This is a genomic window from Pseudomonas sp. yb_2, from assembly GCF_043103905.1.
Classification (GTDB): Bacteria; Pseudomonadota; Gammaproteobacteria; order Pseudomonadales; family Pseudomonadaceae; genus Aquipseudomonas; species Aquipseudomonas alloputida.
On record NZ_JBICKH010000068.1, the window covers coordinates 45,661 to 70,630 of the forward strand.

Annotated in this window: 21 protein-coding genes; 13 read left to right on the forward strand and 8 right to left on the reverse strand. The window is 61.7% G+C overall.

Annotated features, from left to right (window positions below; translation table 11 throughout):
• Positions 1-122: 122 nt before the first annotated feature.
• On the forward strand, positions 123-1,544 hold the full coding sequence (locus ACF8FB_RS17035) for an undecaprenyl-phosphate glucose phosphotransferase (RefSeq protein WP_010954031.1): 1,422 nt from the start codon (positions 123-125) through the stop codon (positions 1,542-1,544).
• 34 nt (positions 1,545-1,578) lie between these two features.
• On the opposite strand, the gene ACF8FB_RS17040 is transcribed toward ACF8FB_RS17035, so the two are convergent.
• Complete coding sequence (locus tag ACF8FB_RS17040; RefSeq protein ID WP_012052371.1) at positions 1,579-2,520, reverse strand: LysR substrate-binding domain-containing protein; 942 nt, start codon at positions 2,518-2,520, stop codon at positions 1,579-1,581.
• 146 nt (positions 2,521-2,666) lie between these two features.
• Here ACF8FB_RS17040 and ACF8FB_RS17045 point away from each other — a divergent pair, with 146 nt between their 5' ends.
• The gene (locus ACF8FB_RS17045) at positions 2,667-4,043 is read left to right on the forward strand and encodes an L-serine ammonia-lyase (RefSeq protein ID WP_392511584.1); all 1,377 of its coding nucleotides are present in this window, start codon (positions 2,667-2,669) and stop codon (positions 4,041-4,043) included.
• An 87-nt stretch (positions 4,044-4,130) separates the two neighbouring features.
• On the opposite strand, the gene ACF8FB_RS17050 is transcribed toward ACF8FB_RS17045, so the two are convergent.
• The 4 genes from ACF8FB_RS17050 to ACF8FB_RS17065 all read right to left on the reverse strand — a co-directional run bounded on the left by ACF8FB_RS17050 (position 4,131) and on the right by ACF8FB_RS17065 (position 8,785).
• A complete protein-coding gene (locus tag ACF8FB_RS17050) occupies positions 4,131-4,808 on the reverse strand; it encodes a DUF3313 domain-containing protein (protein WP_350297844.1) in 678 nt (225 codons plus the stop codon).
• A gap of 140 nt (positions 4,809-4,948) precedes the next feature.
• Positions 4,949-6,244 carry an NAD(P)/FAD-dependent oxidoreductase gene (locus tag ACF8FB_RS17055; protein ID WP_392511585.1) on the reverse strand — a complete coding sequence of 432 codons (1,296 nt, stop codon included), beginning with the start codon at positions 6,242-6,244 and terminating at the stop codon, positions 4,949-4,951.
• A gap of 13 nt (positions 6,245-6,257) precedes the next feature.
• A complete protein-coding gene (locus ACF8FB_RS17060; protein WP_010954036.1) occupies positions 6,258-7,346 on the reverse strand; it encodes a polyamine ABC transporter substrate-binding protein in 1,089 nt (362 codons plus the stop codon).
• An 80-nt stretch (positions 7,347-7,426) separates the two neighbouring features.
• Entirely contained in the window at positions 7,427-8,785 is a 1,359-nt protein-coding gene (locus tag ACF8FB_RS17065; RefSeq protein ID WP_010954037.1) for a glutamine synthetase family protein, read from the reverse strand.
• Between the two features lie 183 nt (positions 8,786-8,968).
• Between ACF8FB_RS17065 and ACF8FB_RS17070 the strand changes: the two genes are divergently transcribed.
• Both ACF8FB_RS17070 and ACF8FB_RS17075 read left to right on the forward strand, forming a co-directional pair.
• Positions 8,969-9,868: a helix-turn-helix domain-containing protein gene (locus tag ACF8FB_RS17070; RefSeq protein ID WP_049587807.1), complete on the forward strand. Its 900-nt coding sequence runs from the start codon at positions 8,969-8,971 to the stop codon at positions 9,866-9,868.
• Between the two features lie 83 nt (positions 9,869-9,951).
• On the forward strand, positions 9,952-11,862 hold the full coding sequence (locus tag ACF8FB_RS17075) for an AAA family ATPase (protein WP_049587821.1): 1,911 nt from the start codon (positions 9,952-9,954) through the stop codon (positions 11,860-11,862).
• Positions 11,863-11,899: 37 nt separating this feature from the next.
• Here the strand turns inward: ACF8FB_RS17075 and ACF8FB_RS17080 are convergent, their stop codons facing one another.
• The gene (locus tag ACF8FB_RS17080; RefSeq protein WP_350297845.1) at positions 11,900-13,285 is read right to left on the reverse strand and encodes an aldehyde dehydrogenase family protein; all 1,386 of its coding nucleotides are present in this window, start codon (positions 13,283-13,285) and stop codon (positions 11,900-11,902) included.
• Positions 13,286-13,392: 107 nt separating this feature from the next.
• On the opposite strand from ACF8FB_RS17080, the gene ACF8FB_RS17085 reads away from it, so the two are divergent.
• The 3 genes from ACF8FB_RS17085 (at position 13,393) to ACF8FB_RS17095 (ending at position 15,604) form a co-directional block, all read left to right on the forward strand.
• Positions 13,393-14,259 (forward strand): LysR family transcriptional regulator, encoded by an 867-nt coding sequence (locus ACF8FB_RS17085; protein ID WP_004374302.1) that lies wholly within the window; start codon positions 13,393-13,395, stop codon positions 14,257-14,259.
• 126 nt (positions 14,260-14,385) lie between these two features.
• Positions 14,386-14,829, forward strand: coding sequence for a hypothetical protein (locus ACF8FB_RS17090; protein ID WP_010954041.1), 444 nt, complete (start codon positions 14,386-14,388; stop codon positions 14,827-14,829).
• 253 nt (positions 14,830-15,082) lie between these two features.
• Positions 15,083-15,604, forward strand: a complete 522-nt coding sequence (locus tag ACF8FB_RS17095; protein ID WP_020193020.1) for an acyloxyacyl hydrolase — start codon at positions 15,083-15,085, stop codon at positions 15,602-15,604.
• 31 nt (positions 15,605-15,635) lie between these two features.
• Here ACF8FB_RS17095 and ACF8FB_RS17100 read toward each other — a convergent pair whose 3' ends face one another.
• Together ACF8FB_RS17100 and ACF8FB_RS17105 are read right to left on the reverse strand one after the other, a co-directional pair.
• Positions 15,636-17,765 (reverse strand): TonB-dependent siderophore receptor, encoded by a 2,130-nt coding sequence (locus ACF8FB_RS17100; RefSeq protein ID WP_392511586.1) that lies wholly within the window; start codon positions 17,763-17,765, stop codon positions 15,636-15,638.
• 256 nt (positions 17,766-18,021) lie between these two features.
• Positions 18,022-18,912 carry a universal stress protein gene (locus ACF8FB_RS17105; RefSeq protein ID WP_004374313.1) on the reverse strand — a complete coding sequence of 297 codons (891 nt, stop codon included), beginning with the start codon at positions 18,910-18,912 and terminating at the stop codon, positions 18,022-18,024.
• 126 nt (positions 18,913-19,038) lie between these two features.
• Here ACF8FB_RS17105 and hisN point away from each other — a divergent pair, with 126 nt between their 5' ends.
• The 6 genes from hisN (at position 19,039) to benB (ending at position 24,951) form a co-directional block, all read left to right on the forward strand.
• On the forward strand, positions 19,039-19,830 hold the full coding sequence (gene hisN / locus ACF8FB_RS17110; RefSeq protein WP_392510000.1) for a histidinol-phosphatase: 792 nt from the start codon (positions 19,039-19,041) through the stop codon (positions 19,828-19,830).
• Between the two features lie 185 nt (positions 19,831-20,015).
• On the forward strand, positions 20,016-20,747 hold the full coding sequence (locus ACF8FB_RS17115; protein WP_019751653.1) for a hypothetical protein: 732 nt from the start codon (positions 20,016-20,018) through the stop codon (positions 20,745-20,747).
• 299 nt (positions 20,748-21,046) lie between these two features.
• Positions 21,047-22,003 carry a benABC operon transcriptional activator BenR gene (gene benR, locus ACF8FB_RS17120; protein WP_392511587.1) on the forward strand — a complete coding sequence of 319 codons (957 nt, stop codon included), beginning with the start codon at positions 21,047-21,049 and terminating at the stop codon, positions 22,001-22,003.
• A gap of 94 nt (positions 22,004-22,097) precedes the next feature.
• Complete coding sequence (locus ACF8FB_RS17125) at positions 22,098-23,027, forward strand: RHS repeat-associated core domain-containing protein (protein ID WP_392511588.1); 930 nt, start codon at positions 22,098-22,100, stop codon at positions 23,025-23,027.
• Positions 23,028-23,110: 83 nt separating this feature from the next.
• On the forward strand, positions 23,111-24,469 hold the full coding sequence (gene benA / locus ACF8FB_RS17130; protein WP_004374325.1) for a benzoate 1,2-dioxygenase large subunit: 1,359 nt from the start codon (positions 23,111-23,113) through the stop codon (positions 24,467-24,469).
• Entirely contained in the window at positions 24,466-24,951 is a 486-nt protein-coding gene (gene benB, locus ACF8FB_RS17135) for a benzoate 1,2-dioxygenase small subunit (RefSeq protein ID WP_392511589.1), read from the forward strand. The genes benA and benB overlap by 4 nt, the downstream gene beginning before the upstream one ends.
• The last annotated feature ends 19 nt before the right edge of the window (positions 24,952-24,970 follow it).

Consider the following 24,970-nt stretch of genomic DNA (forward strand, 5'->3'; position numbering starts at 1 on the left):
TACAGTGATATCAATCGCTTGAGGGCGCCACGAGCCTGCTGCACGGTTTTTGCTTAAGTCGGTTTTCAAAACTTGCTGTTTGATGGAAGGCACTTGCTACGCTCATCTTGATGAGGTCTGAAATGGTTTTCGAACCCAGAAGCAGTCGTTCCTTACTCCAGAGAAGAAGCAGTGTCAGTAACGCCATCCAGGCCGGCCTCGATGGTATTGCCGTCACCGGTATTGCCTGGTACCTGATCTACGACCAGTTCGGCTATATCACATCCGATTACGTGATCATGCTGCTGCTGCTGATTGGCGCACTGGCAGTCATTTATGATCATTACGCGATCTACCGCACCAACGTCGGGCTTTCGATCAAGGCGTTCCGCCTGTTCAAGGCCTGGTCGGCAACCTTTTGTTTCCTGGTGGTCATGGCTTTCCTGACCAAGCAGAGCGAGACCTATTCGCGGTTGCTGATGGGGCAGTTGTTCGTCATTGGTTATTTCGCGCAATTGTTCTTGCACTTTGCCGTGCGTGAACTGCAAAAACGCTTTACCGCCCACGCGCGTCTGGATAATGCCCTTATCATCGGCAACGGTGACCTGGCCAACTTCCTCTATCAGAAAATCAGCAACAACCCGTGGTTTGGCGAGCGGGTGCTGGGGTGCGTGGTGCTTGACAAGGGCGATGAGCAAGGGCCGGAAAGTGCCGAAGGCAAGCAGCGCCTGCCGGTGCTGGGGCATATTGGCGACCTCGACGAGCTGGTGGCCCGGCATGGCATTCGTACGGTGTACCTGGTGACGCCGCTGGGGGGCTCCGAAGTCATCAACGATGTGTACTTCAAATTGCTCGACAAGTGCATTGCGGTCAATTGGGTGCCCGACATCTTCTCGTTACGCCTGATCAACCATAGCGTGCGTGAAATTGCCGGCATTCCGGTGCTGACCTTGTCGGAAACACCCTTGACGGGCATGAGCCTGTTCTTGAAAAACCTTGAAGACCGGGTGCTGGCCGCGTTGATTTTGCTGTTTGCATCACCCGTATTGCTGGCTGTTGCGCTGGCCATCAAGATCGATAGCCGCGGCCCGGTGTTCTTCCGCCAGGAACGTACCGGCTGGACAGGAGAATCGTTCCGCATCTGGAAGTTTCGCAGCATGCATGTTCACCAACCGGAAGCAGGTGTGGTCAAGCAGGCGCAGAAGAACGACCCAAGGTTGACCCGGGTCGGCGCCTTTATCCGGCGGACAAGCCTTGATGAACTGCCACAACTGTTCAATGTGCTGACCGGGGAAATGTCCCTGGTAGGGCCGCGGCCACATGCCTTGCAACATGACACTTTGTATTCGCAGGATATCGTTGACTACTTTGCCCGCCACAATATCAAGCCCGGCATGACAGGTTTGGCGCAGGTGCGCGGGTTCAGGGGGGAGACCAAGGATATCGAGCAAATGATCCAGCGAGTCGACTCGGACATCGAGTACATCAACAACTGGTCGTTGTGGCTGGACTTCGTGATCCTGGTGCGCACGCTTAATGCCTTCACCGGTAAGCAGGCTTATTGAGCGAAGCGCTCCTGCTTCAAGCGCGCCCAGCTGGTTATTCCTTGTTCAACGGATGCAACGCCCTGAACCCCCGCGCTTCTTCCACCAGCCAGTCATGCACCGCCCGCGCACCTGGCTGGTTCAAGCCGCCTGGCGGGTAATGCACCACATAACGCTTGTGGTTGGCGATCGGTACACCAAACGGCACGATCAGTGCCCCGCGTTCCAGTTCATCATTGAGCAGCGTGCGGCGGGCAATCGCCACGCCGATACCGGCAATAGCCGCCTCGATGGTCAGGTGGTTGCGGTTGAAGGTGTGACCGCGCCGCACATCCAGGCCGGCGGCGCCGATGCCTTCCAGGTAGAACTCCCACTCGGCATATTCCGAACTGCCACGCCAGGCGGTGATGTCATGCAGCAGCGGGTAGTGCGCCAGGTCAGCGGGGCCATGCAGCGGCGGGCGCCCGCGCAGCAGGGCAGGTGAGCACACCGGGAAGATCTGCTCGTCCAGCAGCGGCGTCGAGAGCATGCCTGGGTAACTGCCATCGTTCAGGTCGATGGCAAGGTCGAAGTCGCCCGGCGTCAGCGCCTGGGCACTGTCCTCAGCCACCAGGCGCAACTCGATGTCCGGGTAACGTTGTTGAAAACGCGGCAAGCGCGGCGTGAGCCATTTGGCCAGGAACGACGGGATCGAACGCACACGCAATGTGCCGCGGATTTCCCCCGCGTCCAGCCGCAGCAGCTCGGCTTCGATACTGCCGTAGGCCTCGGCCACCGTCTGGGCCAGGCGTTGCCCCTCGGCGCTCAGCTCCACGCCGCGCGCCCGGCGCAGGAACAGCCGGTAGCCCAGGCGCTCTTCCAGTTGGCGCATCTGCTGGCTGACCGCGCCCGGGGTGATGTGCAGCTCTTCGGCACAGCGGGTGAAGGACAGGTGCCGGGCTGCGCAGGCAAATACATGCAGCCAGACGAACATCTGACCATTGAGTTGTCGTCGCATCGTTTAGTACCACTAAAGGCTTGCTTAGGAAGTTTCGTTGGTCATCCGTGAGCCAGCGCGGCAGTATCGCGCAAAATCGCAATAACGCTCAATTTCTTCAGACAACCCTACCCTGGATGCATGTCAGGGCAGGGTCAGGCATTAGCATGGCTATCAGTGTTTTCGACCTTTTCAAAATTGGCATCGGGCCGTCCAGTTCCCATACCGTCGGCCCGATGCGCGCGGCGGCCACCTTTGCCCAGGCTTTGCGTGAGCAGGGGCTGCTGGCCCAGGTAACGCGCGTGCAAGTGCGGCTGTATGGCTCGCTGTCGGCCACTGGGGTTGGCCATGCCACCGACCGCGCGTGCCTGCTAGGCTTGATGGGCCAGTGGCCGGACTGTATCGACCCGTCCACGATCGAACCGCGCATCGGCCAGGTCCTGCAAGAGCACTGCCTGATGCTCGACGGCAGCCATCCGCTGGCCTTCGACTACGGCCGTGACATGCTGCTGCTCGACGAGAGCCTGCCTTATCACCCCAATGCCATGAGCCTGGAAGCCATGGACGGGCAGCGCAGCCTGTTGAGCCAGACCTATTTTTCGGTGGGCGGCGGCTTCATCGTCGAGCAAGCCGAGATCGATGCGCCGGCAAGCGAAATGAATGCCGTGATGCTGCCTTATGAGTTCGACAGTGGTGCGCAACTGCTGGCGTTGTGCAAGGCCCACAACCTGAGCGTGGCGCAACTGATGATGGCCAACGAATGCGCCTGGCGCCCGGAGGCCGAGGTGCGCGAAGGCTTGTTGCGCATCTGGGCGGCCATGCGTGAGTGCGTGGCGAACGGCCTGCGCAACGAGGGCATCCTGCCGGGCGGCTTGCACGTCAAGCGCCGCGCCGCGCGGTTGCATCGCAGCCTGCAGGAGCTGGGCAAACCCAACGTGATCGGCTCGACCCTTGGTGCCATGGAGTGGGTCAACCTGTTCGCCTTGGCGGTCAATGAAGAAAATGCTGCCGGTGGGCGTATGGTTACCGCGCCCACCAACGGGGCAGCCGGCATTATCCCGGCGGTGTTGCACTACTACATGAAGTTCAACCCCAATGCCTGCGATGCTGATGTGGTGGACTTCCTGCTTGGCGCAGCGGCGGTTGGCATCCTGTGCAAAAAGAACGCCTCGATTTCCGGTGCCGAGGTGGGTTGTCAGGGGGAGGTGGGCTCGGCCTGTTCGATGGCTGCTGCCGGCCTGGCGCAGGTACTGGGCGCTACGCCGCCCCAGCTTGAAAACGCCGCCGAAATTGCCCTGGAGCACAACCTTGGGCTGACCTGCGACCCGGTGGGCGGCCTGGTGCAGGTGCCGTGCATCGAGCGCAATGCGATTGCTGCGGTCAAGGCGATCAACGCTGTGCAGATGGCGCTGCGGGGGGATGGCGAGCACTTCATCTCGCTCGATCGGGTGATCCGCACCATGCGTGATACTGGCGCGGACATGCATGCCAATTACAAGGAAACCTCGCGCGGCGGTTTGGCGGTCGCTTTTGTCGAGTGCTGATGTTTAACGCGGTCAGTTGGAGCGGCCTTGTGTCTCGATGGGCCGCTCCTTCACCAGGTTGCGTTGACCTGCTGGGTCAGCGCTGACTCAGCGGCCTTTCTGCTTCGCTGCCAGGAAGCTCGCACGCATGTCCTTGGCCCAGCCATCGAGCACCGGCTTGACGTCATTCAAGGTCAGCTTCTGGGTATCGTTCTCCAGCTCCTGGCCCGCGCCCTTGCGGACCACCTGGGCCAGTACCTTCTGGCTGGAGCCGTCCAGGAACGCTGCCTCCACACCGACATCCACGTCCTGGTCACGGCCACCCATGGCGGTATTCACACCTGCCGCGATAAGCGCGATAGGGATCACCTCGTAAGGCCTGAGGCCCTCGTTACTGGTGGACACTGCCGTGATCGCCGGGCGCACCACGATCACGCCCGGGCCAGGCCCCTTGGCCAACGGCATCACGCTGGCCATTTCGCGGCGCAGGGCCTCGTTGAAGTAGCGGGTGATTTCCTGCAGCGTCTGCTGCGAGATAACGGCTGTGGGCTGCGGCTTGGGGTAGAACTGGCTTGGCTCGACGAACACCTGGCTGTACTGGTTGATATTGACCTTGGGGTCGATCCAGCGCATCACCGGGTCACCCGACGGGCTCTTGGCTTCTTGCAGCCGGCTGTAGTCTTTGAGGAAGCCGGAGTAATCCTTGGGGTCCACGCGGTTGCTGGAGCAGGCGGCCACGGCAAGCAGCGCGGCGCACAACAGGGTAATGCGAGGCAATGATTTCATGATGAAAAGGCATCCGTGAGAGGTCGGCCTCAACAACGCTAGCAGGTGCGAGGCAGTTGGCCAGTGGACGGGGTAATCCTCTTTGAAAAGAACACAGTGCGTGGCTCGCCCTGAGGGGCGCTGCAAACGTTGCTGCCCACTCAACCCAGGGCCTCACGCAAGCGGTACCACAACATGCCCAGTGCCAGCAGGGGTGAGCGCAGGGCCTTGCCGCCAGGGAAGGTCAGGTGCGGCACGGCGCTGAACACATCCAGGCCGTGGCTGTGGCCGAGGGCGATGCTTTCGGCCAGCAGTTTCGCCGTCCAGTGCGTCACGTTCAGCCCGTGCCCGGAATAGCCCTGGGCGTAATACACGTTAGGGTGCTGGTTCAGGCGCCCGACCTGAGGGAAACGGTTGGCGGTGATGCCGATCATGCCACCCCACTGGTAGTCGATGCGCACGTTGGCCAGTTGCGGGAATACTTTCAGCACCTTGGGCCGCATATAGGCAGCGATGTCCTTGGGGTCTCGTCCAGAATAGTGGCAGGCGCCGCCGAACAGCAGGCGGCGGTCTGCGGTGAGGCGGTAGTAGTCCAGGCCGACCTTCTGGTCGCACAGCGCCATGTTCTGCGGGATCAGGCTGCTGGCCAGCGCTTCGGGCAAGGGTTCGGTGGCCACCACATAGCTGCCGGCCGGCAGTACCTTGCCGCTCAGGCGCGGTTCCAGTTCATCCAGGTGAGCGTTGCAGCCCAGCACCAGGCTGCTTGCGCGCACCTTGCCGCGCGCCGTGTGCAGCGTCAACCTGGGCCCGTGCTCAATGCGCAGCACCGGGCTTTGTTCGAAAATGCGCACGCCCAGGCTGTGGGCCGCGCGGGCTTCGCCCTGCACCAGATCCAGCGGGTGCAGGTGGCCTGAGCCCATGTCGACCAGGCCGCCAGCGTACTGGTCGCTGGCGACGATTTCGTTCAACTGCCCGGCGCTGACCAGGCGTGTTTCATGGCGATAGCCCAGGGCGGCCAGGTCGTCCTGTTCCTCCTTGAAGGCGGCGAACTGCGCCGCGGTGTTGGCCAGTTCGCAGAAGCCCCAGCGCAGATCGCAGGCAATGCCGTAGCGGGCGATGCGCTCGGCCACCAGTTCCACTGAGTCGATGCCGGCCTGCTTCAGGTAGCGCACACCGTCCTGGCCGACATGCCGGGCAAAGCCGCTGACATCATGGCCAATACCGCGAATCAGCTGGCCGCCGTTGCGCCCACTGGCGCCCCAGCCGATGCGTCGGGCTTCCAGCAGCACCACCGAGAGGCCGCGCTCGGCCAGCTCCAGGGCTGTATTGACCCCAGTCAGTCCGCCGCCGATCACGCATACGTCGGCCGTCAGTTCGCTGTCCAGGCTGGGGTAGGGTGCCGCGTCGCGCGCTGTGGCGGCGTAGTACGAGGCGGTGTGTTGGGTATTGAAAGACATGAGCGTTCTCGACTCAGCGGTTGGACTTGATCTTGCTCCAGGAGCGGGTCATGACGCGCATGATTTTCGGGCTCGGGGTGCTGGAGATGTACAGCTTGTCCAGCACCTCCTGGGGTGGGTAGATCTCGGGGTTGTTCACCAGCGATGCATCCATGTAGGCCTTGGCGTCCGGGTTGGCGTTGGCATAGCCGACCGTGGCGCTGACCTTGGCAATCACTTTGGGGTCGAGCAGGTAGTTGATGAACGCCAGGGCCTGCTCGGGGTTGTTGGCGTCCTTGGGGATGGCCAGCAGGTCGAACCACAGGTTGCTGCCTTCCTTGGGAATGCTGTAGGCGACCTTCACGCCGTTTTTCGCCTCTACGGCGCGGTTGGCAGCCTGGAACACGTCGCCGGAGTAGCCGAACGCGATGCAGACATCACCGTTCGCCAGGTCAGAGACGTACTTGGAGGAGTGGAAGTAGGTGATGTAGGGGCGCAGTTCGAGCAGGCGGGCCTCGGCCTTGGCGTAGTCGCCCGGTTTTTCGCTGCGCGGGTCCATGCCCAGGTAGTTGAGCACGGCCGGGAACAGCTCGTCGGGCGAGTCCATGAATGCCACGCCGCACTGCTTGAGCTTTTTCAGGTTTTCGGGCTCGAACAGCACCGCCCACGAGTCGATATGGTCCACACCCAGTGCCGCCTTGACCTTGTCGACGTTGTAGCCGATGCCATTGGTGCCCCACAGGTAAGGCACGGCGTACTGGTTGCCGGGGTCGTTCTGTTCAAGTTGCTTGAGCAGTTTGGGGTCCAGGTGCTGCCAGTTCGGCAGCTTGCTGCGGTCCAATGGCAGGAAGGCGCCGGCCTGGGCCTGGCGGGCGAGGAAGTGGTTGGACGGTACCACCACGTCATAACCCGTACGCCCGGCCAACAGCTTGCCTTCAAGGGTTTCGTTGGAGTCGAACACGTCATAGACCACCTTGATTCCGCTGCTGGCCTGGAAGTCGGCCAGGGTGGTGTCACCGATGTAGTCGGTCCAGTTGTACACACTGACCGTGGGCGCGGCCTGGGTGGTGGTGGCGAACAGCAGGGTGAATGCAGCGGGGATCAGGGCTTGCAGATGACGCATGGGAACACCTCGTTGGTCTTGTTCTTCGAGTTCGGAGCAGGCTTGCCTGTGCATGGGGTGCAAAGCACCCCCGCGGTGGATCAGACACTCAGCATCAGGAATTCACGCTCCCATGAGCTGATGACGCGCTTGTAGTTCTCGTGCTCGGCGCGCTTGACCGCCACGTAGCCCTGGACGAACTGCTTGCCCAGGTACTGCTGCACGGTTTCGCAGTCCTCCATGTGCTGCAGCGCATCCTCGATGGTGATCGGCAGGCGCAGGTTGCGGCGTTCATAGGCGCGGCCCTGCACCGGTGCGCTAGGGTCGATCTGCTCGACCATGCCCAGGTAGCCGCACAGCAGGCTGGCAGCGATGGCCAGGTACGGGTTGGCATCGGCGCCCGGCAGGCGGTTTTCCACCCGCATCGCCTCAGGGCTGGAGGTGGGCACGCGCAGGCCGGCCGTGCGGTTTTCTTCGCCCCACTCGACGTTGACCGGTGCCGAGGTATCCGGCAGGAAGCGGCGGAACGAGTTGACGTTGGGCGCGAACATCGGCAGCAGCTTGGGGATGTACTTCTGCAAGCCGCCGATGTGATGCAAAAACAGCTGGCTCATGCTGCCGTCTTCGTTGGCAAAGATCGGTTTGCCAGTGGCGATGTCGACCACGCTCTGGTGCAGGTGCATGGCACTGCCGGGTTCATCGGTGATCGGCTTGGCCATGAACGTGGCGGCCACGTTGTGCTTGAGCGCGGCCTCGCGCATGGTGCGCTTGAACACGGTGATCTGGTCGGCCAGGTCCAGCGCGTCGCCGTGGCGGAAGTTGATCTCCATCTGCGCCGGGCCGTCTTCGTGGATCAGCGTATCCAGGTCCAAGCCCTGGATCTCGCACCAGTCGTAGACGTCTTCGAACAGTGGGTCGAATTCGTTGGCGGCGTCGATCGAGAACGACTGGCGGCCACTTTCAGCACGGCCGGAACGCCCCAGTGGTACCTGCAGTGGCAAATCCGGGTCTTCGCAGCGCTTGGTCAGGTAGAACTCCATCTCGGGCGCGACGATCGGCTGCCAGCCCTTGTCGGCGTACAGCTTGAGCACCTTTTTCAGGACGTTGCGTGGCGAAAGCTCGATAGGGTTGCCTTGCTTGTCGAAGGTGTCGTGGATCACGATCGCGGTTGGCTCGATCGCCCACGGGATCTGGTAAACGGCGGTGGGATCGGGGCGGCAGACCATGTCGATGTCGGCGGCGTCGAGCAGGTTGTAATAGATGTCATCGTCGACGTAGTCGCCGGTGACTGTCTGCAGCAGCACGCTTTCTGGCAGACGCATGCCTCGCTCATGGAGGAACTTGGCGGTAGGCGCAATCTTGCCGCGGGCGATGCCGGTCAAGTCGCTGATCACGCATTCGACTTCGGTGATCCGGTGTTCTTTCAGCCAGGTGGACAGCTGATCGAAGGGGGCGTTCATACAGACCTCTTGGTTGGGTTTTAGTGGGGGAGCGTGGGCGCTTGCGAAAACCGTTGGACAGTTGCGAAGGCGTTACGCTTCCCAGGTGACGCGCTGCAGACTATCTTGGTCGCAGCCCCCCGGGGCGATCTATCCACTTTCTTCAGTATCGAATGCACCAAAAGAGTGCATACAGGACGATGTGTGACAACCGCCAATGCGTTGAAGGTCCAGGCTTTCCACACCACTGACGTCACCGAGCAAGTGCGCGCCACCCCTGGCTGGCAGCAGCAGTACCGGCAGATGTCGCCCGGGTACTTCAGCGGTGAGCTGCGGTGTCTGGGGTTGGATGGTGTGGAGGTGTACGAAGAGCGCCTGAACACCCGGGTGGAGCAATTCTTTCGCGCGCCAAGCGGCTCGCTGGCGTTTTGCTTCGACCGCAGCGAGAACAGCCTGTACCTGCTGAACGAACAAAGCCGCAATATCTGGATCACGCCGGAGAACTACCAGGAGGTGGCGGTCGTGTTCGACCAGGCCTTTCTGGCCCGCCATGGCCTGGACCCGCAGCGCCTGGAAGGGTTGTTCATGGTGCCACTGGGCAGCGGCCAGAATGCGCTGTTCGGCAGCTGGCTCAGCGCCACCTTGACCCGGTTGGGCGAGGAGGGTTGCCCGTTGCAAGGGCAGGCCCTGGCTGAGCAGCTGCTGGAGGACTGCCTGTTCATTCTCGACAACGCCAGCCAGCGTTTGCAGGGCGTGGCCCTGGGGCGGCGGGACGAGGAAAGGGCGATCATGCACCGGGTCAGCGAATGGGCGGCCGACTGCCCGGAAGAGACGCTGAACCTGCTTGAGCTGGCAGACGTGGCTGGGGTTTCCCTGCGCCAGTTGCAGCAGGCGTTCAAGGCGTTTACCGGCATGCCGCCGGCGCACTGGCTGCGCCTGCGCCGGCTCAACGGTGCGCGGCGTGATCTGTTGCGCGGTGGCGGCGTGACCGTGGCCGAGGTGGCGATGCGCTGGTCGTTCTGGCATTTAGGAAGGTTTTCAGAGAGTTACCGGCAGTTGTTCAAGGAGTTTCCCAGTGAAACATTGAAGCGCTGCAGGGTTTGAGGCGGCCAGCCCAGGCAACACTGAACCCAGCATTCCACGCCAAAAGTTGCTATCGTGCCGCCCTGATTTCACCCGAGGTGCCGATGTTCTACCTGCCTTTGCCCAGCGACCAGGCCGACCGCCTCGCCAGCGCGGCCGTTACCGAGTTCTTCACCACCGCCAGTGTTGTCGATGCCGCTACCGTGCTGTTCGTGCAAAACCTGCCACGCCAGCCTGCCACCGCCTCGGCCGACGCGCAGGAGCGTCGTTTCGCCGAAATCGTGCGCATCGCCAACGAAGTCGAAGGTGTCGCCCCCGGGCGCTTCCAGGCCCAGGTAGCACAGCAATTCGATCGCGAAGCGTTCGCCATGGGCCTGGGCATGCTGGGCGAAAACGGCATTGCACTGCTGTCGGCCGAAGTGCAGTACCAGGCGGACGAATGGCTGGATGACGAAGGCCAGTGGAACTTCCAGTTCGCCGACCGCTACCGCCAACGGGCCACGCCGCTGCACCCGGTATACCTGCCGTCGCTGGCCAGTGACTTGATGCTCAGCGACCAGCAGAACCGCCTGCTGCGCGAATTCCTCAGTGGCATCGACGAGTCTGTGGCTGTGCAAGGTTTCGCCGGCACCGGCAAGACCTTCCTGATTCACCAGTTCGCCCGGCTGCTGGAGCCACAGCGCACCTTGCTGCTGGCCTTGACTGAAGGCCAGTTGCGCGCGCTGCAGGCGCGGGTCAAGGACGCTGCCGCCTATACCGCGCTGACCTTCGGCCAACTGGCTGACGAGCTGCTCAACCGTGACCTCACCAGCAACGGCTGGCGATTGCGCGATCCGTACCGCACCAAGCTGTCCTGGCGCCCCCAGGAAGCGCAAGTGGTGCGCTGGCTGTCCATCCCAGATATCGGCCCGCTCGCAGCGCGTGATGTGGTTGCCTTGTGTATCCGCGCCGTGCGCACGTTCTGCCACAGTGCCGATACCCAGCTTCAGCTGCACCACTTGCCCTGGGCCGGGCCTGGCACCTCGCCGCTGGATCAGGAGGTGCTGCTGGAAAAGGCACGCCTGTACTGGCAAGAGCTGATTCGCCCGTCGGCGCGGGACATTCAGCTGCCGGTGCGTGACTACCACCGGGTCAAGCTGCTGTCGCTGACCGAGCATGTGATCGACAGCCGTTACACTCATGTCATCGTCGACGAAGCCCACGAGCTGTCGGCACCGATGCTGGCGGTACTCGATCGCAGTCCGCAGTCGATCATTACCCTGGGTGACGAACTGCAAAACCTCAACGGCCTCAGCCCGCACCATGGCAGCTTCATCCGGCAACGCTGCATCGACCATTCACTGCGCGCCGGGCCGGCAATGGACAATGTGCTCAACCCGTTGATCCAGGCGCACCCGGCCACGATCCAGGCGGCCTTCAGTGGCAGCGCCGAGCACTACACCCGGGTCAGCTTCTTCGATACGGTGATGGTGCCGGAACAGCCCACGGCGCTTATCGTCGATGATGAATGGGGCCTGTTTGGCTGGTTCCAGCGCCTCACGCATCAGGGGGTGCCGTTCTTGTTGCTGAAAAGCGCTCGCAAGGACTTTGAACTGTTCGTCGAGGACTGCATCGAGCTGTACCGCTACGGCACCCGGCCGCGCCACCCGATGCTGTTCCGCTATGCCAGCTGGCAGGCGCTGGAACAGGACAAGGGCGATGACAAAGCGTTCGTCGCCGTGGCCAACATGCTGCGCAAAGGCTACACGCCGGAGCACTTTGCCAAAGCCAAGAGCCGTTACCGCTGGGACAAGGCGCCGAAGCTGTTCCTGGGGCGAGTACGGGATGTGAAGAACATGGAGTTTGCCCGGGTGATGGTGTCGCCGGAGCTGATGGTGGCGCCACAGGTGGCGGGTAACCGCAATGAACGGGCGCGTATGCTGGCGGGGTTGTATACCGCCTGTTCGCGGGCGCGGCATGAATTGATCGTGCCGGGGGGGATGCTGGACTGGGTCAAGGACCAGGTTCGGGATTGAAGCAGCTGGGGCCGCAAAGCAGCCCCAGGGTCATGAATCAGTTACGGTCCAGCCACACGGTCTGGGCATTGGTGAACTCGCGCACACCAAAGTGCGACAGCTCACGGCCGAAACCACTCTTCTTCACGCCACCAAACGCCACGCGGGGGTCCGAAGCGCAGTAGCCGTTGATGAACACGCCACCGGTATCCAGTGCGGCGGTCATGCGTTCGGCCAGCGCATAGTCGGCTGTGTAGATGGTCGAGGCCAGGCCAAACTCGCTGTCGTTGGCCAGTTCCACGGCATGGTCGGCATCGCGTGCAGTGATGATCGCCGCTACCGGGCCGAACAGCTCCTGCTTGAACGCGGTCATGTCCGGGGTGACATTGGCGAACACGGTCGGCGCGTAGAAGTTGGCCACGCCTTCGACCTTGTTGCCGCCCAGCAGCAACGTGGCGCCTTCGGCCAGCGTCGCCTGAACCTGGCCATCCAACTCGTCGCGCAGGTCATAGCGGGCCATCGGGCCGATATAGGTGTCGTCCTCCAGCGGGTTGCCGACTTTCAACTGGCGAGTGGCTTCAACGAACTTGTGGGTGAACGCGTCGACGATGCTGGCTTCCACGATCAGGCGCTTGGCGGCGGCGCACACCTGGCCGGTGTTCTGGTAGCGGCCTATCACCGCGGCCTGGACGGCAGCATCCAGGTCGGCATCGGCCAGCACGATGAAGGGATCGGAGCCACCCAGCTCCAACACGCACTTCTTCAGCGCGGCGCCGGCCTGTGCACCAATCGCCATGCCGGCACGCACGCTGCCGGTCAGGGTCACGGCGGCGATGCGCGGATCGTTGATGGCGCGGGTGACGCCATCCGGGGTCACGTTCAGCACTTCGAACACGCCTTCCGGCAGGCCGGCATCCTTGAACAGCTCAGCCATCAGGTAGGCGCTGCCCATCACGTTCGGTGCGTGCTTGAGCACGTAGGTGTTACCCGCCAGAATCGCCGGCACGGCGCCGCGCAGCACCTGCCAGACCGGGAAGTTCCACGGCATCACGGCCAGGATCGGGCCCAGCGGGCGGTATTCGATACGGGCTTTTTCGACCTGGGTCGGCTCGGCGGCGAGCATGGCCGGGCCGTGCTCGGCGTACCAGCGGCAAAGGCCTACACACTTGCTGACTTCACCGCGAGCCTGGGCGATCGGCTTGCCAATTTCGCGGCTGATCATGTGCGCGAAAGCTTCAGCCTTGGCTTCGAGGGTGTCGGCCAGGGCCAGCAGGTACTCGCTGCGCTGACCCAGCGACACCTGGCGCCACTGGCGGTAGCCAACCTTGGCGCGTTGCAGCGCCGCTTCCAGTGCGGCGTCGGTGTCGAACGGGTAGGCGCCGATCTGCTCGCCGCTGTACGGGTCGAGGGAGATGGCGTGGGTCAGGCTGCTGATCGCGCTCATGGCGGGACACTCTCGATGTTGTTAATCAGTGAGGCCAGACTAGTGGGCTATGGCTTTAATGAAAACTGAATAATAATGAGCGAAACATTCACGTTTGGAGAATGGCTGTGGACCTGGTGCAACTGGAGATCTTCAAGGCTGTGGCAGAGCAGGGCAGCATCAGCGCCGCCGCGCAGCACATCCATCGGGTGCCGTCGAACCTGACCACGCGCATCAAGCAACTGGAGGAGGACCTGGGTGTAGAGCTGTTCATTCGCGAGAAGAGCCGCCTGCGCCTGTCGCCTGCGGGTTGGAACTTCCTCGAATACACCCGGCGCATCCTCGACCTGGTCCATGAGGCGCGGCTGACCGTGGCGGGTGAAGACCCGCAGGGCACCTTTGCCCTCGGATCGCTGGAAAGCACGGCGGCGGTGCGCATCCCGGCGCTGCTGGCCGCCTACAACCAGCGCTACCCCAAGGTTGACCTTGACCTGTCCACCGGGCCCTCCGGGACCATGCTCGAAGGCGTGTTGTCTGGCCGCCTGGTGGCCGCGTTCGTCGACGGCCCGGTGCTGCACCCGACGCTGGAGGGCATACCGGTGTTCGAGGAAGAGATGATGGTCATTGCGCCGCTCAACCATACACCGGTGACCCGCGCGCAGGACGTGAACGGTGAAAGCATCTACGCCTTCCGCGCCAACTGTTCATACCGCCATCACTTCGAAAACTGGTTCGTGCAGGACCAGGCGGTACCGGGCAAGATTCACGAAATGGAGTCGTACCACGGCATGTTGGCCTGCGTCAGTGCGGGTGCCGGCCTGGCCATGCTGCCGCGCAGCATGCTCGACAATATGCCCGGGTGCAGCACCGTCAGCGCCTGGCCAATGTCGGAGGACTTCCGCTATCTGAAAACCTGGCTGGTATGGCGACGAGGTACGGTCTCGCGCAGTTTGAGCATGTTCGTGAAGTTGCTTGAAGAAGGCCGCGCAAGCTGATGTTTTCACTCGATAACCTGATTATCTGAAGTGCATTTCACCGACATGACCAGGCATCAGCACGAACACCCTTTCGCTGGGAGGATCAGATAATAGGTAAGCCATCCTCGAAAGGAGGGTCGTACCATGCGTAACCATCACTATGCGCTCGGCGCTGCCTTGCTGATCACCCTGGCCCTGCCATGGACCCTGGCCGCCGCTGCCGACCTCAATGCCCCCATCGACATGCAGGCCGTGCAGTTGCAACCGCAGGAGCAGAATGGCGTGCGCTACCTGCAGGGCGGTATCGGCCAGGACGAGGCCAATGCCCTGCGCAAGACCACGGGTTATGACCTGCACGTAGAGCTTTCGACCGGCCCGGAAGGCAAGTTCCAGAGCGGGGCTACCGTCGATATCCAGAATGCCCAGGGCCAGCCCGTACTCAGTGTCAGCGATGCCGGGCCGCTGCTGTATGTGCAATTGCCTCCCGGCAAATACAAGGTCATTGGCAATGCCCAAGGCCAGGCAGTGCAGCAGTGGGCGACCGTCACGGGCAAGGCGCCCACGACCGTTAACCTTAACTGGCGTTGATGAAAAGTCGGGCAGGAGTACGCCTGTACTCCTGCCTGAGGTCAGGTTACGCCTCGCGAATTCCTGTGCCCGGCAGGCACATCTTTACCAAGTGATTTAGCCAATAGTGGCAATACACTTCCAACTTTCTGATTATCTGGACAATAATCAGAAAAGTATTACTTCGTATGACCGGTCTGGATGCACCGGTCAGCGCAAAACATCGAGGGGCCCAAGCCCCCGCTTGCCGTGTAGACCATCAGGAGAGTCGTTGATGAAAACCCGTCTAGCAGCTTCGCTGGCCGTAGCAGTGCTGGCCTTTGCCGGGGCCGATCTGGTCCAGGCTGCGCAGATATCAGGTGCCGTGGGTGCCACCGGCCAAGGTGACATGACTTACCGTATCGGCATGTCGTTCGACTGGGACAAGAAATGGCTGGAAAGCAGCACCGGCCATGTGAGCGGTTACTGGGATGCGGCCTACACCTATTGGGAAGGTGGCGATGCCAGTGGTGCGCATTCGCTGTCGTTCAGCCCGGTGTTCACGTATGAGTTCAGCGGCTTTACCTACACGCCTTACATCGAGGCAGGTATTGGCCTGGCAGCGTTTTCAAAGACCGACGTGGGCGACCAGCGACTGGGGTCGGCGGTCAACTTTGAAGACCGTATCGGCTTTGGCCTGAAGTTGCCGGGAGAACAGAAGGTAGGCATCCGTGCCATGCACTACTCCAACGCCGGGATAAAGCAGCCAAACGACGGCATAGAGTCGTACTCGCTGTTCTACAGCACAGCGTTCTGACATTACGGGGCCACTGCGCGGCCCCGGCAATTCAGAAGGTATAGGAAACGCCGGCCTGCACCGTGCGCGGTGCGCCGGGGTATACGTAGCTGTTGAACGCGCCCTCGTCATACCCCTTGTTGAACACGTTCTTCACGTCCAGGTTCAACCGCACGTGTTCGTTGACCTTGTAGAAGCTCAACAGGTCGACCACGCTGTAGCGTTCCATCGTGTAGGTGGCTGCCGATGTCTGCCCTGCACGGTCGTCTACATACTTCACGCCTACGCCCAGGCCAAGGCCTTTGGCCAGGCCATCCTGGAACTCGTAGGTGTTCAGCAGGCTGAAGGTGTTGCGCGGGATATTGGCCAGGTGCGTTCCCTTGGGCAGGGTGGTGTCCTTGGTGACTTCGGCGTCGACGTAGGCATAGCCACCGATCATGCGCCATTCGGGGGTGAGGTTGCCGGCGACGTTGATGTCCAGGCCACGGCTGCGCACTTCGCCGGCGGCAATGCTGTAGGTATTGGTCGAGTCGTTCGGGTCGCGAGTCAGGACGTTTTCCTTGGTGATCTGATAGATCGCCGCGTCGACGCTCAACTGCCGGTCCAACGCTTCCCATTTCACACCCAGCTCGTACGACTTGCCCTTTTCCGGGTCGAAGCCACCGCCGCTGGCAGGCGTGCCTGTGTTGGGCTTGAACGAGCGCGCAGTATTGGCATAGACCGCCACGGTGTCAGTCAGGTCGTAGATCAGGCCAAAGCGTGGCGTGACGCCGTTTTCGCCCTTGCTGAAGTCCCGATTGGCAGGTCGCTTATCGTCGTAATCGTGCTCGAAGCGCTCGAAGCGTACACCAGCCAACGCCTTCAGACGCTCGGTCAGCGCCACCTGATCCTGGATGAAGAAGGCCCAGGTCTGCAGGTTCTCACTGTCCCAGGTCGTTGGGACCGCAGCCAGCGCCGGTCTCGGTTGGCCGAGTACCGGGTCGTAGATGTCGATCGGGTAGGACGCGCTGGAACGTCGGATGATGGAGCTGTAGTGATAGTTCTCGTACTCGATGCCTGTCAGCAGGGTGTGGCTGAGCGTACCGGTATCGAAATGCCCGGTCAGGTTCAATTGCCAGTCACGGTCGGTCCATTCCAGCTTGCGGTAGTTGAAGTTCCGCTGCAGGGTGCGGCCGTCTGCCAGTAAATTGCTCCCCTCGACCGCATTACCCTTGAGCGAGCCATCGAGGTACTGGAATCCACCGCCCAGCGTCCAGTTGTCGTTGAGCAGGTGCTCGAAGCGCACCTGGGCCATGTTGTTGTCGTTGTGCAGCAGGTTGTCGCTGCCTTTCTCCCAGATGTAGGTATCGCGCGAGGCGCTGCCAGTCTGGGTGGGGTAGCGGGTCAGGCCGCGATCGAGGGGGTGGTTGTTGCGCATGAAGTCGCCTTCGAAGGTGATCTTCGTGGCGTCGTTGACCTGCCAGCTGATAACAGGGGCGACATCGTAGCGTTCGCTTTCGACATCGTCGCGGAAGCTGTCGCCGCCTTCACCCAGTACGTTCAGGCGGTAGGCCAGCGCGCCGTCCTGGCTCAGCGGCCCGGTGGCATCGAGGGTGGCACGGTGCATGCCCTGGTCGTCGAACTGGCTGCCAAGGGTGACCTTGGACTCCGGCAACGGCTGCTTGCTGACCACGTTGAACGTACCGCCGGGGTCGCCACGGCCGTACAGGCTGCTGGCCGGGCCACGGATGACCTCCAGTCGTTCGACGGTGTTGGCATCCGGGGCGTTGGGGTAGCCGCGGTTGATCGGAAAGCCGTTGCGATAGAACTCGCCGGTCGTGAAGCCACGCACAGTGAAGGTTGTCAGGCCCTGGCCACCGAAGTTGTTGGCGCGGCCGACACCACCGGCGTAGTCCAGGCCTTCCTGCAGGCGCGTGGCGCCCGTGTCTACCAGCACATCCTTGGGCACCACGCTGACCGATTGCGGGGTTTCGTGCAGCGCCGTGTCGGTGCGGGTGGCACTGGCCGAGCGGGTGGCCTTGTAGCCTTCGACAGGGCCGTCGGCGCGTTCGCTGTCGGCAGTACTGGTGATGCTCAGGGCCTGGAGTTCGATCTGATTAGGGTCGCTGAGCGTTTCAGGCTCGGCAAAGGCCAGCGGGGAGACAGCATGAAGCACACAAAGCGAAACGAACGTGCGGCGCATCGACAGTACGGTCCTTGAATAGGGCGCTGAGGGGCTGGGTCGGGAAACGCCGCGAACATACTACGAATCATTATCAAATGCATTAATTTTGAGTGGCACTGGTGTACCAGATACCAGCGAAGATAAAGCGTCAGTGACAACAGTGCCTGCTGGGCACTGCGAAGGGGCCCACAGGTTAGCAGCTGCTCTGTGGGTGCAAGTGCCTCTTCGCAGTACAAGGTTATTCCTGCCTGGCCCCTGAGCAGGCTGCTGAAGCTCAGCGAACAGCCTTGATCGCCAGCACATTGCACAGCGGGTGTTCCAGCACATGCGCCGTTGTCCCGCCCAGGAATGTCTGCATGGCGTCATGCCGGTGGCTGCCCATGACGATCACGTCCACCCGGTTGTGGCCGACGAACTGGGCAATGGCCCTGATCGCGGCCCCTTCGAGGAAGTGCCGGCGCTCCAGCGGGATCTGGTGATGGTCGCCCAGGCGGTTGAACGCCGCCCGCTGCGCGGTTCGCACACTGCTGTCGAAGCCGGGCATGGTGACCGTACCGGCGCCGAAGTCGGCGATGTGGGTCTTGGCCGCGTCGCACACATGCAGCAGGTGCAGTTCGGCGTTGCACTGCAGGGCCAGGTCATGGGCGCACTGGATGACCTGCTCGTCCAGGTGTTCGCCAGCGCCGTGGCTGTTCAGGTCCACCGCCGCAGCGATCTGCCGTGGCAGGGGCAGGCGAATGTCGCTGACCAGGTGCACGGCGACCGGGCTGTCCTTGAGCAACTGCCAGTCCAGCGGCGTGACCAGCAGGCGTTTGAGTACGGGCTCGTGCTGTACGTCCTTGACCAGCAGATCGCAGCCCAGCCGTTCGACCCGTTCCAGTACGCTGCCCAGCGGGTCGCGGGTCAACAACAGCTCGGTGGACACGTCCACGCCGGCATCGCTCAGCTGTTCGGCCTCATCCGCCAGCCATTGGCGGTTGTCGCTGAGCAGCCGCTCACGCTCACGACCATCGCTCATCAAGCCAAAGGTGTCGACGTCGTCGACGAACACATTGATATCCAGCAGGGCACCGCTGGACTCTGCCAACGCCGCCGCGCGTTGCAGCGCAGGCGTATGACGCATTTGCGGGCCGAGCATGACGAACAGACGTTTGAACTGGCTCATCGCACACCTCCACGCGTGGCAGCCCCCCCGCTGACCTGATCAGTTTCAGTCTAGACTGCCACAGCGTACACCGGGGCGATGTGTCGGGTATGATGCGTGCCCCATCATTGTCACGAGGCTCGTCCCATGTCCCTGAGTGCTGAACAGATCGTTGAGTATCGCGCCTTTGCCGAGCAATTGGCCGATGCTGCCGCTGCAGCGATCGCGCCATACTTCCGCGCCAGCCTGGATGTCGAGGACAAGGGCGGGCGTCTGTACGACCCGGTGACCGTGGCCGACAAGGCCGCCGAAGACGCCATGCGTGAGTTGATCCAGGCACGTTACCCCGAGCACGGCATTCTTGGCGAAGAGGCCGGCGTTGCCGTGGGCAGCAGCCCGTTGACCTGGGTGCTGGACCCGATCGATGGCACACGCGCCTTCATTACCGGCTTGCCGCTGTGGGGCACCTTGATTGCCCTGAATGACGGCACCCGCCCCGTGCTGGGGGTGATGAACCAGCCGTTCACCGGCGAACGTTTCGTGGGTACCCCGGCAGGCGCCTGGCGCAGTGGCACGCCCCTGAAGACGCGTGCCTGCGCCGACCTGTCTGCCGCCACACTGATGTGCACCACGCCGGACATGTTCGACACCGCCGAGCGCAAGGCGGCATTCGAAGCGGTCGCCGGCAAGGCGCGGTTGATGCGTTATGGCGGTGATTGCTATGCCTACTGCATGCTGGCCTCGGGCTTTGTCGACGTGATCGTCGAAGCGAGCCTTCAGCCGTATGACGTACAGGCGCTGATGCCAATTATCGAAGGGGCGGGTGGCGTGATCACCGCGTGGGATGGCAGTTCGGCGCAGGATGGCGGGTGTGTGGTGGCCTGTGGTGACCCTGTGCTGCATGCGCAGGTGCTGGAGATGTTGCGCCACGCCATGTGATCCGGGTTCTTCGCTCCTGGCCTCTTCGCGGGCGAGTCCCTTCTTGTGGGAGCGGGTTACCCGCGAAGAGGCCGCCACAGGTTTGCATTCTCTCCAGCCACCGCACTTTTTCCCATTTTCGGGCTCTATGCTTGGCCAGGCCGCGCTGACTCCCGGCGCAGCCGCCCAATATCGACCCGGTGCCGATGGTTGCAAGCTACGCGAATTTCCTCCCCCGCCTGCTACTGACAGGTGCCCTGGCATGCCTGTGCGCCTGTACGCAGCAGCAGGGCCGTGACATGGTCAACCAGCTCGGCAACGGCAAACCCAGCGAGCTGTTCCAGACCAGCGTCGACCGCCTGGCCACGCTGTCGATGCGCGACAACCTGCAAAGCCTGTACCTGCTGATGAACAAGCTGTACCTGCGCAACCCCAGCCAGTGGAAGATGTCTGGCTACCTTGACGCCGCCACTGCCGAGCGACAGATCCGCATCGCCATCGAACAGCGCCGGCCGCTGCCGCAACTGGGCAACCGCCGTGACCTGGCGGCATTGAGCTACGCCCTTAGCCCGGAGTTTCGCGGGGATCGGGTCGGCGCCTTCATCTACGCCATCGGCAGCATGCTGATCACCGCGCATGGCGGGCGTACCGAGTTCTACATGACCGATACCATCGACCCCCTGTTCGTCAACAACGCCGCGCGCAATATCGAGAAGGCAACATGGATGCTCAGCCAGCGGCAAGATGCCAATGGGGTGTTGCTGCTGTTCTCGAACGAAATCTCGGAGGAGGGCAGCAACCTGAGTTTTGCCGTTGAGTTCGGCAAGATCGTCGCGCGGCTGGACTTGTTGGCCGAGTTGCTGGATGAGCGTTATCGGCGCATTGGCTTGAATTACGCGCAAAGCCTGTTGCTGATGAACTTCCTACCGGTGCAGTGAATGACGGTCGTTGCGGGAGCGCCTGGTCCGCCGTCACGTGCAGGCCCCGCAAGTACCGGAAGATACTGTTCGATAAACGAACACACATGACTCCGCAGCTGTCCGCTATCCGCCCAGCCAATCCCATCGTTGCATTGCCCAACCCCCGCCTTTTTGCTGTAGTGTCCCTGTCTGCCGGCTGTCGCCTGCCCCTGCGACGCGCTGCCAGCCCGATAGAATGACCGTGATGACCGCAACCACAGCCCACAAGGCGGTAGGGCGCGGTGACCAGAACAATAACGGGACCGAGTGCCTTGCCTATGGAAAGCCGCCTGCTGAGCGAGCGCAGTAGCGTGTTTCACCACGCCGACCCTTACGCTGTGTCCGATTATGTGAACCAGCATGTAGGCCAGCATTGCATCGGTCTGTCCCGCACCACCCACCCCCAGGCCAGCCTCAGCCATCGCAAGTTCGCCGAGCTCGACCTGTGCCGTATCAGCTATGGCGGCAGTGTTCGCGTGACGTCGCCCGCGCTGGAAACCATCTACCACCTGCAAGTCTTGCTCAATGGCAACTGCCTGTGGCGCGGGCACAAGCGCGAGCAGCACCTGGTGCCGGGCGAGCTGCTGCTGATCAACCCGGACGACCCGGTTGACCTGACTTACTCGGAAGACTGCGAGAAGTTCATCCTCAAGGTGCCGACCCGGCTGCTGGACTCGATCTGCGATGAACAGCGCTGGCAGCGGCCTGATGGGGGCGTGCGGTTCTTGCGCAATCATTACCGGCTGGATGAGCTGGATGGCTTCGTGAACCTGCTGGCCATGGTTTGTCATGAGGCGGAAGTGAGCGATTCGCTGCCCAGGGTGCAGGGCCATTACAGCCAGATTGTCGCCAGCAAGCTGCTGACTCTGATGAGCACCAATATCCGCCGCGAGAGCCTCAGTGCCCCGCAGGCCGGGCTAGAGCGCATTCTTGATTACATCGAACGCAACCTGAAACTGGAATTGTCGGCTGAAGTGCTGGCGGAGCAGGCTTGCATGAGTTTGCGTTCGCTGTATGCGTTGTTCGACCAGCACTTGGGCATCACGCCCAAGCATTACGTGCGCCAGCGGAAACTGGAACGGGTGCATGCCTGCCTGAGCGACCCTACTTGTGGCGTGCGCAGTGTGACGGAATTGGCCCTGGATTACGGTTTCCTTCATCTGGGGCGGTTTTCCGAGACTTATCGGCAGCAGTTTGGCGAGTTGCCTTCACAGACATTCAAGCGGCGCGCGTGACGGCGTTTGGCTTGTAGACCTGGCATTTATGCCAGTTGCGAGCGCTTTGCTGTTAAACCACCATTAGTTCTATGCCGGACGAATGGTGACAGCCATGCAGCAGTCGCAGAAACAAATTTATTTCTACGCTCCCGAAGGACTTTCGCTGGTCAAATATGTTGGCGCAGAAGCTTCGGCTTTGGTGCGCGCAGCAGGCCGGACGCTGGCGCAGCGTGATGGTGTCCAGGCAGCGCTTTACGCAGCGGATCTACAAGGCTCGGTTCAGGGATGCATTGGGCGAAATGCAACGAACCTGATGCACTACACGGCGTATGGCTGGGACAGCCAAAATACTGATGCATCAGCGTTGTTGCGATTCACCGGCCAGCGGAAAGACACTCTCACGGGGCACTATTTGCTGGGCGATGGATATCGCGCATTCAGCCCGGTGCTGATGCGGTTCAATGCGCCAGACAGCTTGAGCCCGTTCGGTGATGGGGGGGCCAATGCGTATTGTTATTGCAAGGGTGATCCAGTGAACAAAGTGGATCCGAGTGGTCACGTTCCAACTGGTCACGTTGACTATCCGCCCAGCAGCTTCATTGCGGGCGGTTTATTTACCAAGCGATGGGGACTCCGCTCGGCGGCATCATATCAGTGGGGTCAAAAAGCTCCGGCCTTGAAAACCCTCGGTGTGCAGAAGGCAGTGGATGAATTCGACAGTACCCTCCCAGCCAGGATAAAACACGCCAAAAGAAACCAATCGTGGCACCCAAATGACGTACAGCGACTAAAGCGAGCTGCTGGCTGGTTCCAAAGCAGAGCGAATCGTTTTAACCTGGCTGTAAAGCACTTTGAGAAGGAACGTCTCCCGGTGGATGCCCAAGCAGCCCGGGAGACATTGCAGGAGGTGTTAAGTATCAAACAATGGGTTGATCGACACCTGGTAGCTGCAAAAGGATTTTTAGAAAAGCGTGAGTTGTTCGAAGCATTGCCATTTTCTGAAGTTACCGAAAAAGTACCGAACATCCGTAAATCTGGATAACGTTCTGCACAATCCGGATAGCCCCCCGCCAGCCGTCTCCCTAACCTGACCAGGTCTAAACAATAACAAGGGAGACCCTGGCCATGTCCCTGGGATTCGACTACCTCAATGCCATGCTCGAGGACGACCGTGAAAAGGGCATCTACCGCTGCAAGCGGGAGATGTTCACCGACCCACGGCTGTTCGACCTGGAGATGAAACACATCTTCGAGGGCAACTGGATCTACCTGGCCCACGAAAGCCAGATCCCCGAGAAGAATGACTTCCTCACCCTGACCATGGGGCGCCAGCCGATTTTCATCGCGCGCAACAAGGACGGTGAGCTCAATGCCTTCCTCAACGCCTGCAGCCACCGCGGTGCCATGCTGTGCCGGCACAAGCGCGGCAACCGTTCCAGCTATACCTGCCCGTTCCACGGCTGGACGTTCAACAACAGCGGCAAACTGCTGAAAGTGAAAGACCCCAGCAACGCCGGCTACCCCGACAGCTTCAACTGCGACGGCTCCCACGACCTGACCAAGGTGGCACGCTTCGAGTCGTACCGGGGCTTCTTGTTCGGCAGCCTGAACGCCGATGTGAAGCCGCTGGTCGAGCACCTGGGCGAGTCGGCGAAGATCATCGACATGATCGTCGATCAGTCGCCTGAAGGCCTGGAAGTGCTGCGCGGTGCCAGCTCGTACATCTACGAAGGCAACTGGAAGCTCACCGCCGAAAACGGCGCTGACGGCTACCACGTAAGCTCCGTGCACTGGAACTACGCCGCCACCCAGAACCAGCGCAAGCAGCGCGAGGCGGGTGACGAGATCAAGACCATGAGTGCTGGCGCCTGGGCCAAGCAGGGCGGCGGTTTCTATTCCTTCGACCACGGCCACCTGCTGCTGTGGACCCGTTGGGCCAACCCGGAAGACCGCCCGGCCTATGAGCGCCGCGACCAACTGGCCGCCGACTTCGGCCAGGCACGTGCCGACTGGATGATCGAAAACTCGCGCAACCTGTGCCTGTACCCCAACGTGTACCTGATGGACCAGTTCAGCTCGCAGATCCGCGTTGCCCGGCCGATTTCGGTGAACAAGACCGAAATCACCATCTACTGCATCGCGCCGAAAGGCGAGAGCGCCGATGCCCGCGCCAAGCGTATCCGCCAGTACGAAGACTTCTTCAACGTCAGCGGCATGGCCACCCCGGACGACCTGGAAGAATTCCGCTCGTGCCAGACCGGCTATGGTGGCGGCACTGGCTGGAACGACATGTCCCGTGGCGCGAAACACTGGGTCGAAGGCGCCGATGAGGCGGCCAAGGAGATTGAACTCGAACCCCTGCTGTCGGGCGTGCGCACCGAGGACGAAGGCCTGTTCGTGCTGCAGCACAAGTACTGGCAGGACACCATGATCCAGGCCCTCAAGGACGAACAGCAGCTGATCCCCGTGGAGGCCGTGCAATGAGCCTGTATGACACCGTGCGCGACTTCCTGTACCGCGAAGCGCGCTACCTGGACGATGCCCAGTGGGACCAGTGGCTGGAACTGTACGCCAGCGATGCCAGCTTCTGGATGCCGAGCTGGGACGATGACGACACCCTCACCGAAGACCCACAAAGCGAAATCTCGCTGATCTGGTACGGCAACCGTGGCGGCCTGGAAGACCGTGTGTTCCGCATCAAGACCGAGCGCTCCAGTGCGACCGTGCCCGACACCCGCACCTCGCACAACATCAGCAACATCGAGATCGTCGAGCAGGGCGAGGACAACTGCCAGGTGCGCTTCAACTGGCACACCCTGAGCTTCCGCTACAAGACCACCGACAGTTACTTCGGCAACAGCTTCTACACCCTCGACCTGCGCGGCGAGCAGCCGCTGATCAAGGCCAAGAAGGTGGTGCTGAAGAACGACTACGTCCGCCAGGTCATCGACATCTACCACATCTGATATAGGGTTTTTCGAGCAT

Bases quoted from the DNA above. Each gene is read 5' to 3' on its own strand.
- ACF8FB_RS17035 (WP_010954031.1), top strand. From the start codon at position 123: ATGGTTTTCGAACCCAGAAGCAGTCGTTCCTTACTCCAGAGAAGAAGC.
- ACF8FB_RS17040 (WP_012052371.1), bottom strand. From the start codon at position 2,520: ATGCGACGACAACTCAATGGTCAGATGTTCGTCTGGCTGCATGTATTT.
- ACF8FB_RS17045 (WP_392511584.1), top strand. From the start codon at position 2,667: ATGGCTATCAGTGTTTTCGACCTTTTCAAAATTGGCATCGGGCCGTCC.
- ACF8FB_RS17050 (WP_350297844.1), bottom strand. From the start codon at position 4,808: ATGAAATCATTGCCTCGCATTACCCTGTTGTGCGCCGCGCTGCTTGCC.
- ACF8FB_RS17055 (WP_392511585.1), bottom strand. From the start codon at position 6,244: ATGTCTTTCAATACCCAACACACCGCCTCGTACTACGCCGCCACAGCG.
- ACF8FB_RS17060 (WP_010954036.1), bottom strand. From the start codon at position 7,346: ATGCGTCATCTGCAAGCCCTGATCCCCGCTGCATTCACCCTGCTGTTC.
- ACF8FB_RS17065 (WP_010954037.1), bottom strand. From the start codon at position 8,785: ATGAACGCCCCCTTCGATCAGCTGTCCACCTGGCTGAAAGAACACCGG.
- ACF8FB_RS17075 (WP_049587821.1), top strand. From the start codon at position 9,952: ATGTTCTACCTGCCTTTGCCCAGCGACCAGGCCGACCGCCTCGCCAGC.
- ACF8FB_RS17080 (WP_350297845.1), bottom strand. From the start codon at position 13,285: ATGAGCGCGATCAGCAGCCTGACCCACGCCATCTCCCTCGACCCGTAC.
- ACF8FB_RS17090 (WP_010954041.1), top strand. From the start codon at position 14,386: ATGCGTAACCATCACTATGCGCTCGGCGCTGCCTTGCTGATCACCCTG.
- ACF8FB_RS17095 (WP_020193020.1), top strand. From the start codon at position 15,083: ATGAAAACCCGTCTAGCAGCTTCGCTGGCCGTAGCAGTGCTGGCCTTT.
- ACF8FB_RS17100 (WP_392511586.1), bottom strand. From the start codon at position 17,765: ATGCGCCGCACGTTCGTTTCGCTTTGTGTGCTTCATGCTGTCTCCCCG.
- ACF8FB_RS17105 (WP_004374313.1), bottom strand. From the start codon at position 18,912: ATGAGCCAGTTCAAACGTCTGTTCGTCATGCTCGGCCCGCAAATGCGT.
- hisN (WP_392510000.1), top strand. From the start codon at position 19,039: ATGTCCCTGAGTGCTGAACAGATCGTTGAGTATCGCGCCTTTGCCGAG.
- ACF8FB_RS17115 (WP_019751653.1), top strand. From the start codon at position 20,016: ATGGTTGCAAGCTACGCGAATTTCCTCCCCCGCCTGCTACTGACAGGT.
- benR (WP_392511587.1), top strand. From the start codon at position 21,047: ATGGAAAGCCGCCTGCTGAGCGAGCGCAGTAGCGTGTTTCACCACGCC.
- ACF8FB_RS17125 (WP_392511588.1), top strand. From the start codon at position 22,098: ATGCAGCAGTCGCAGAAACAAATTTATTTCTACGCTCCCGAAGGACTT.
- benA (WP_004374325.1), top strand. From the start codon at position 23,111: ATGTCCCTGGGATTCGACTACCTCAATGCCATGCTCGAGGACGACCGT.
- benB (WP_392511589.1), top strand. From the start codon at position 24,466: ATGAGCCTGTATGACACCGTGCGCGACTTCCTGTACCGCGAAGCGCGC.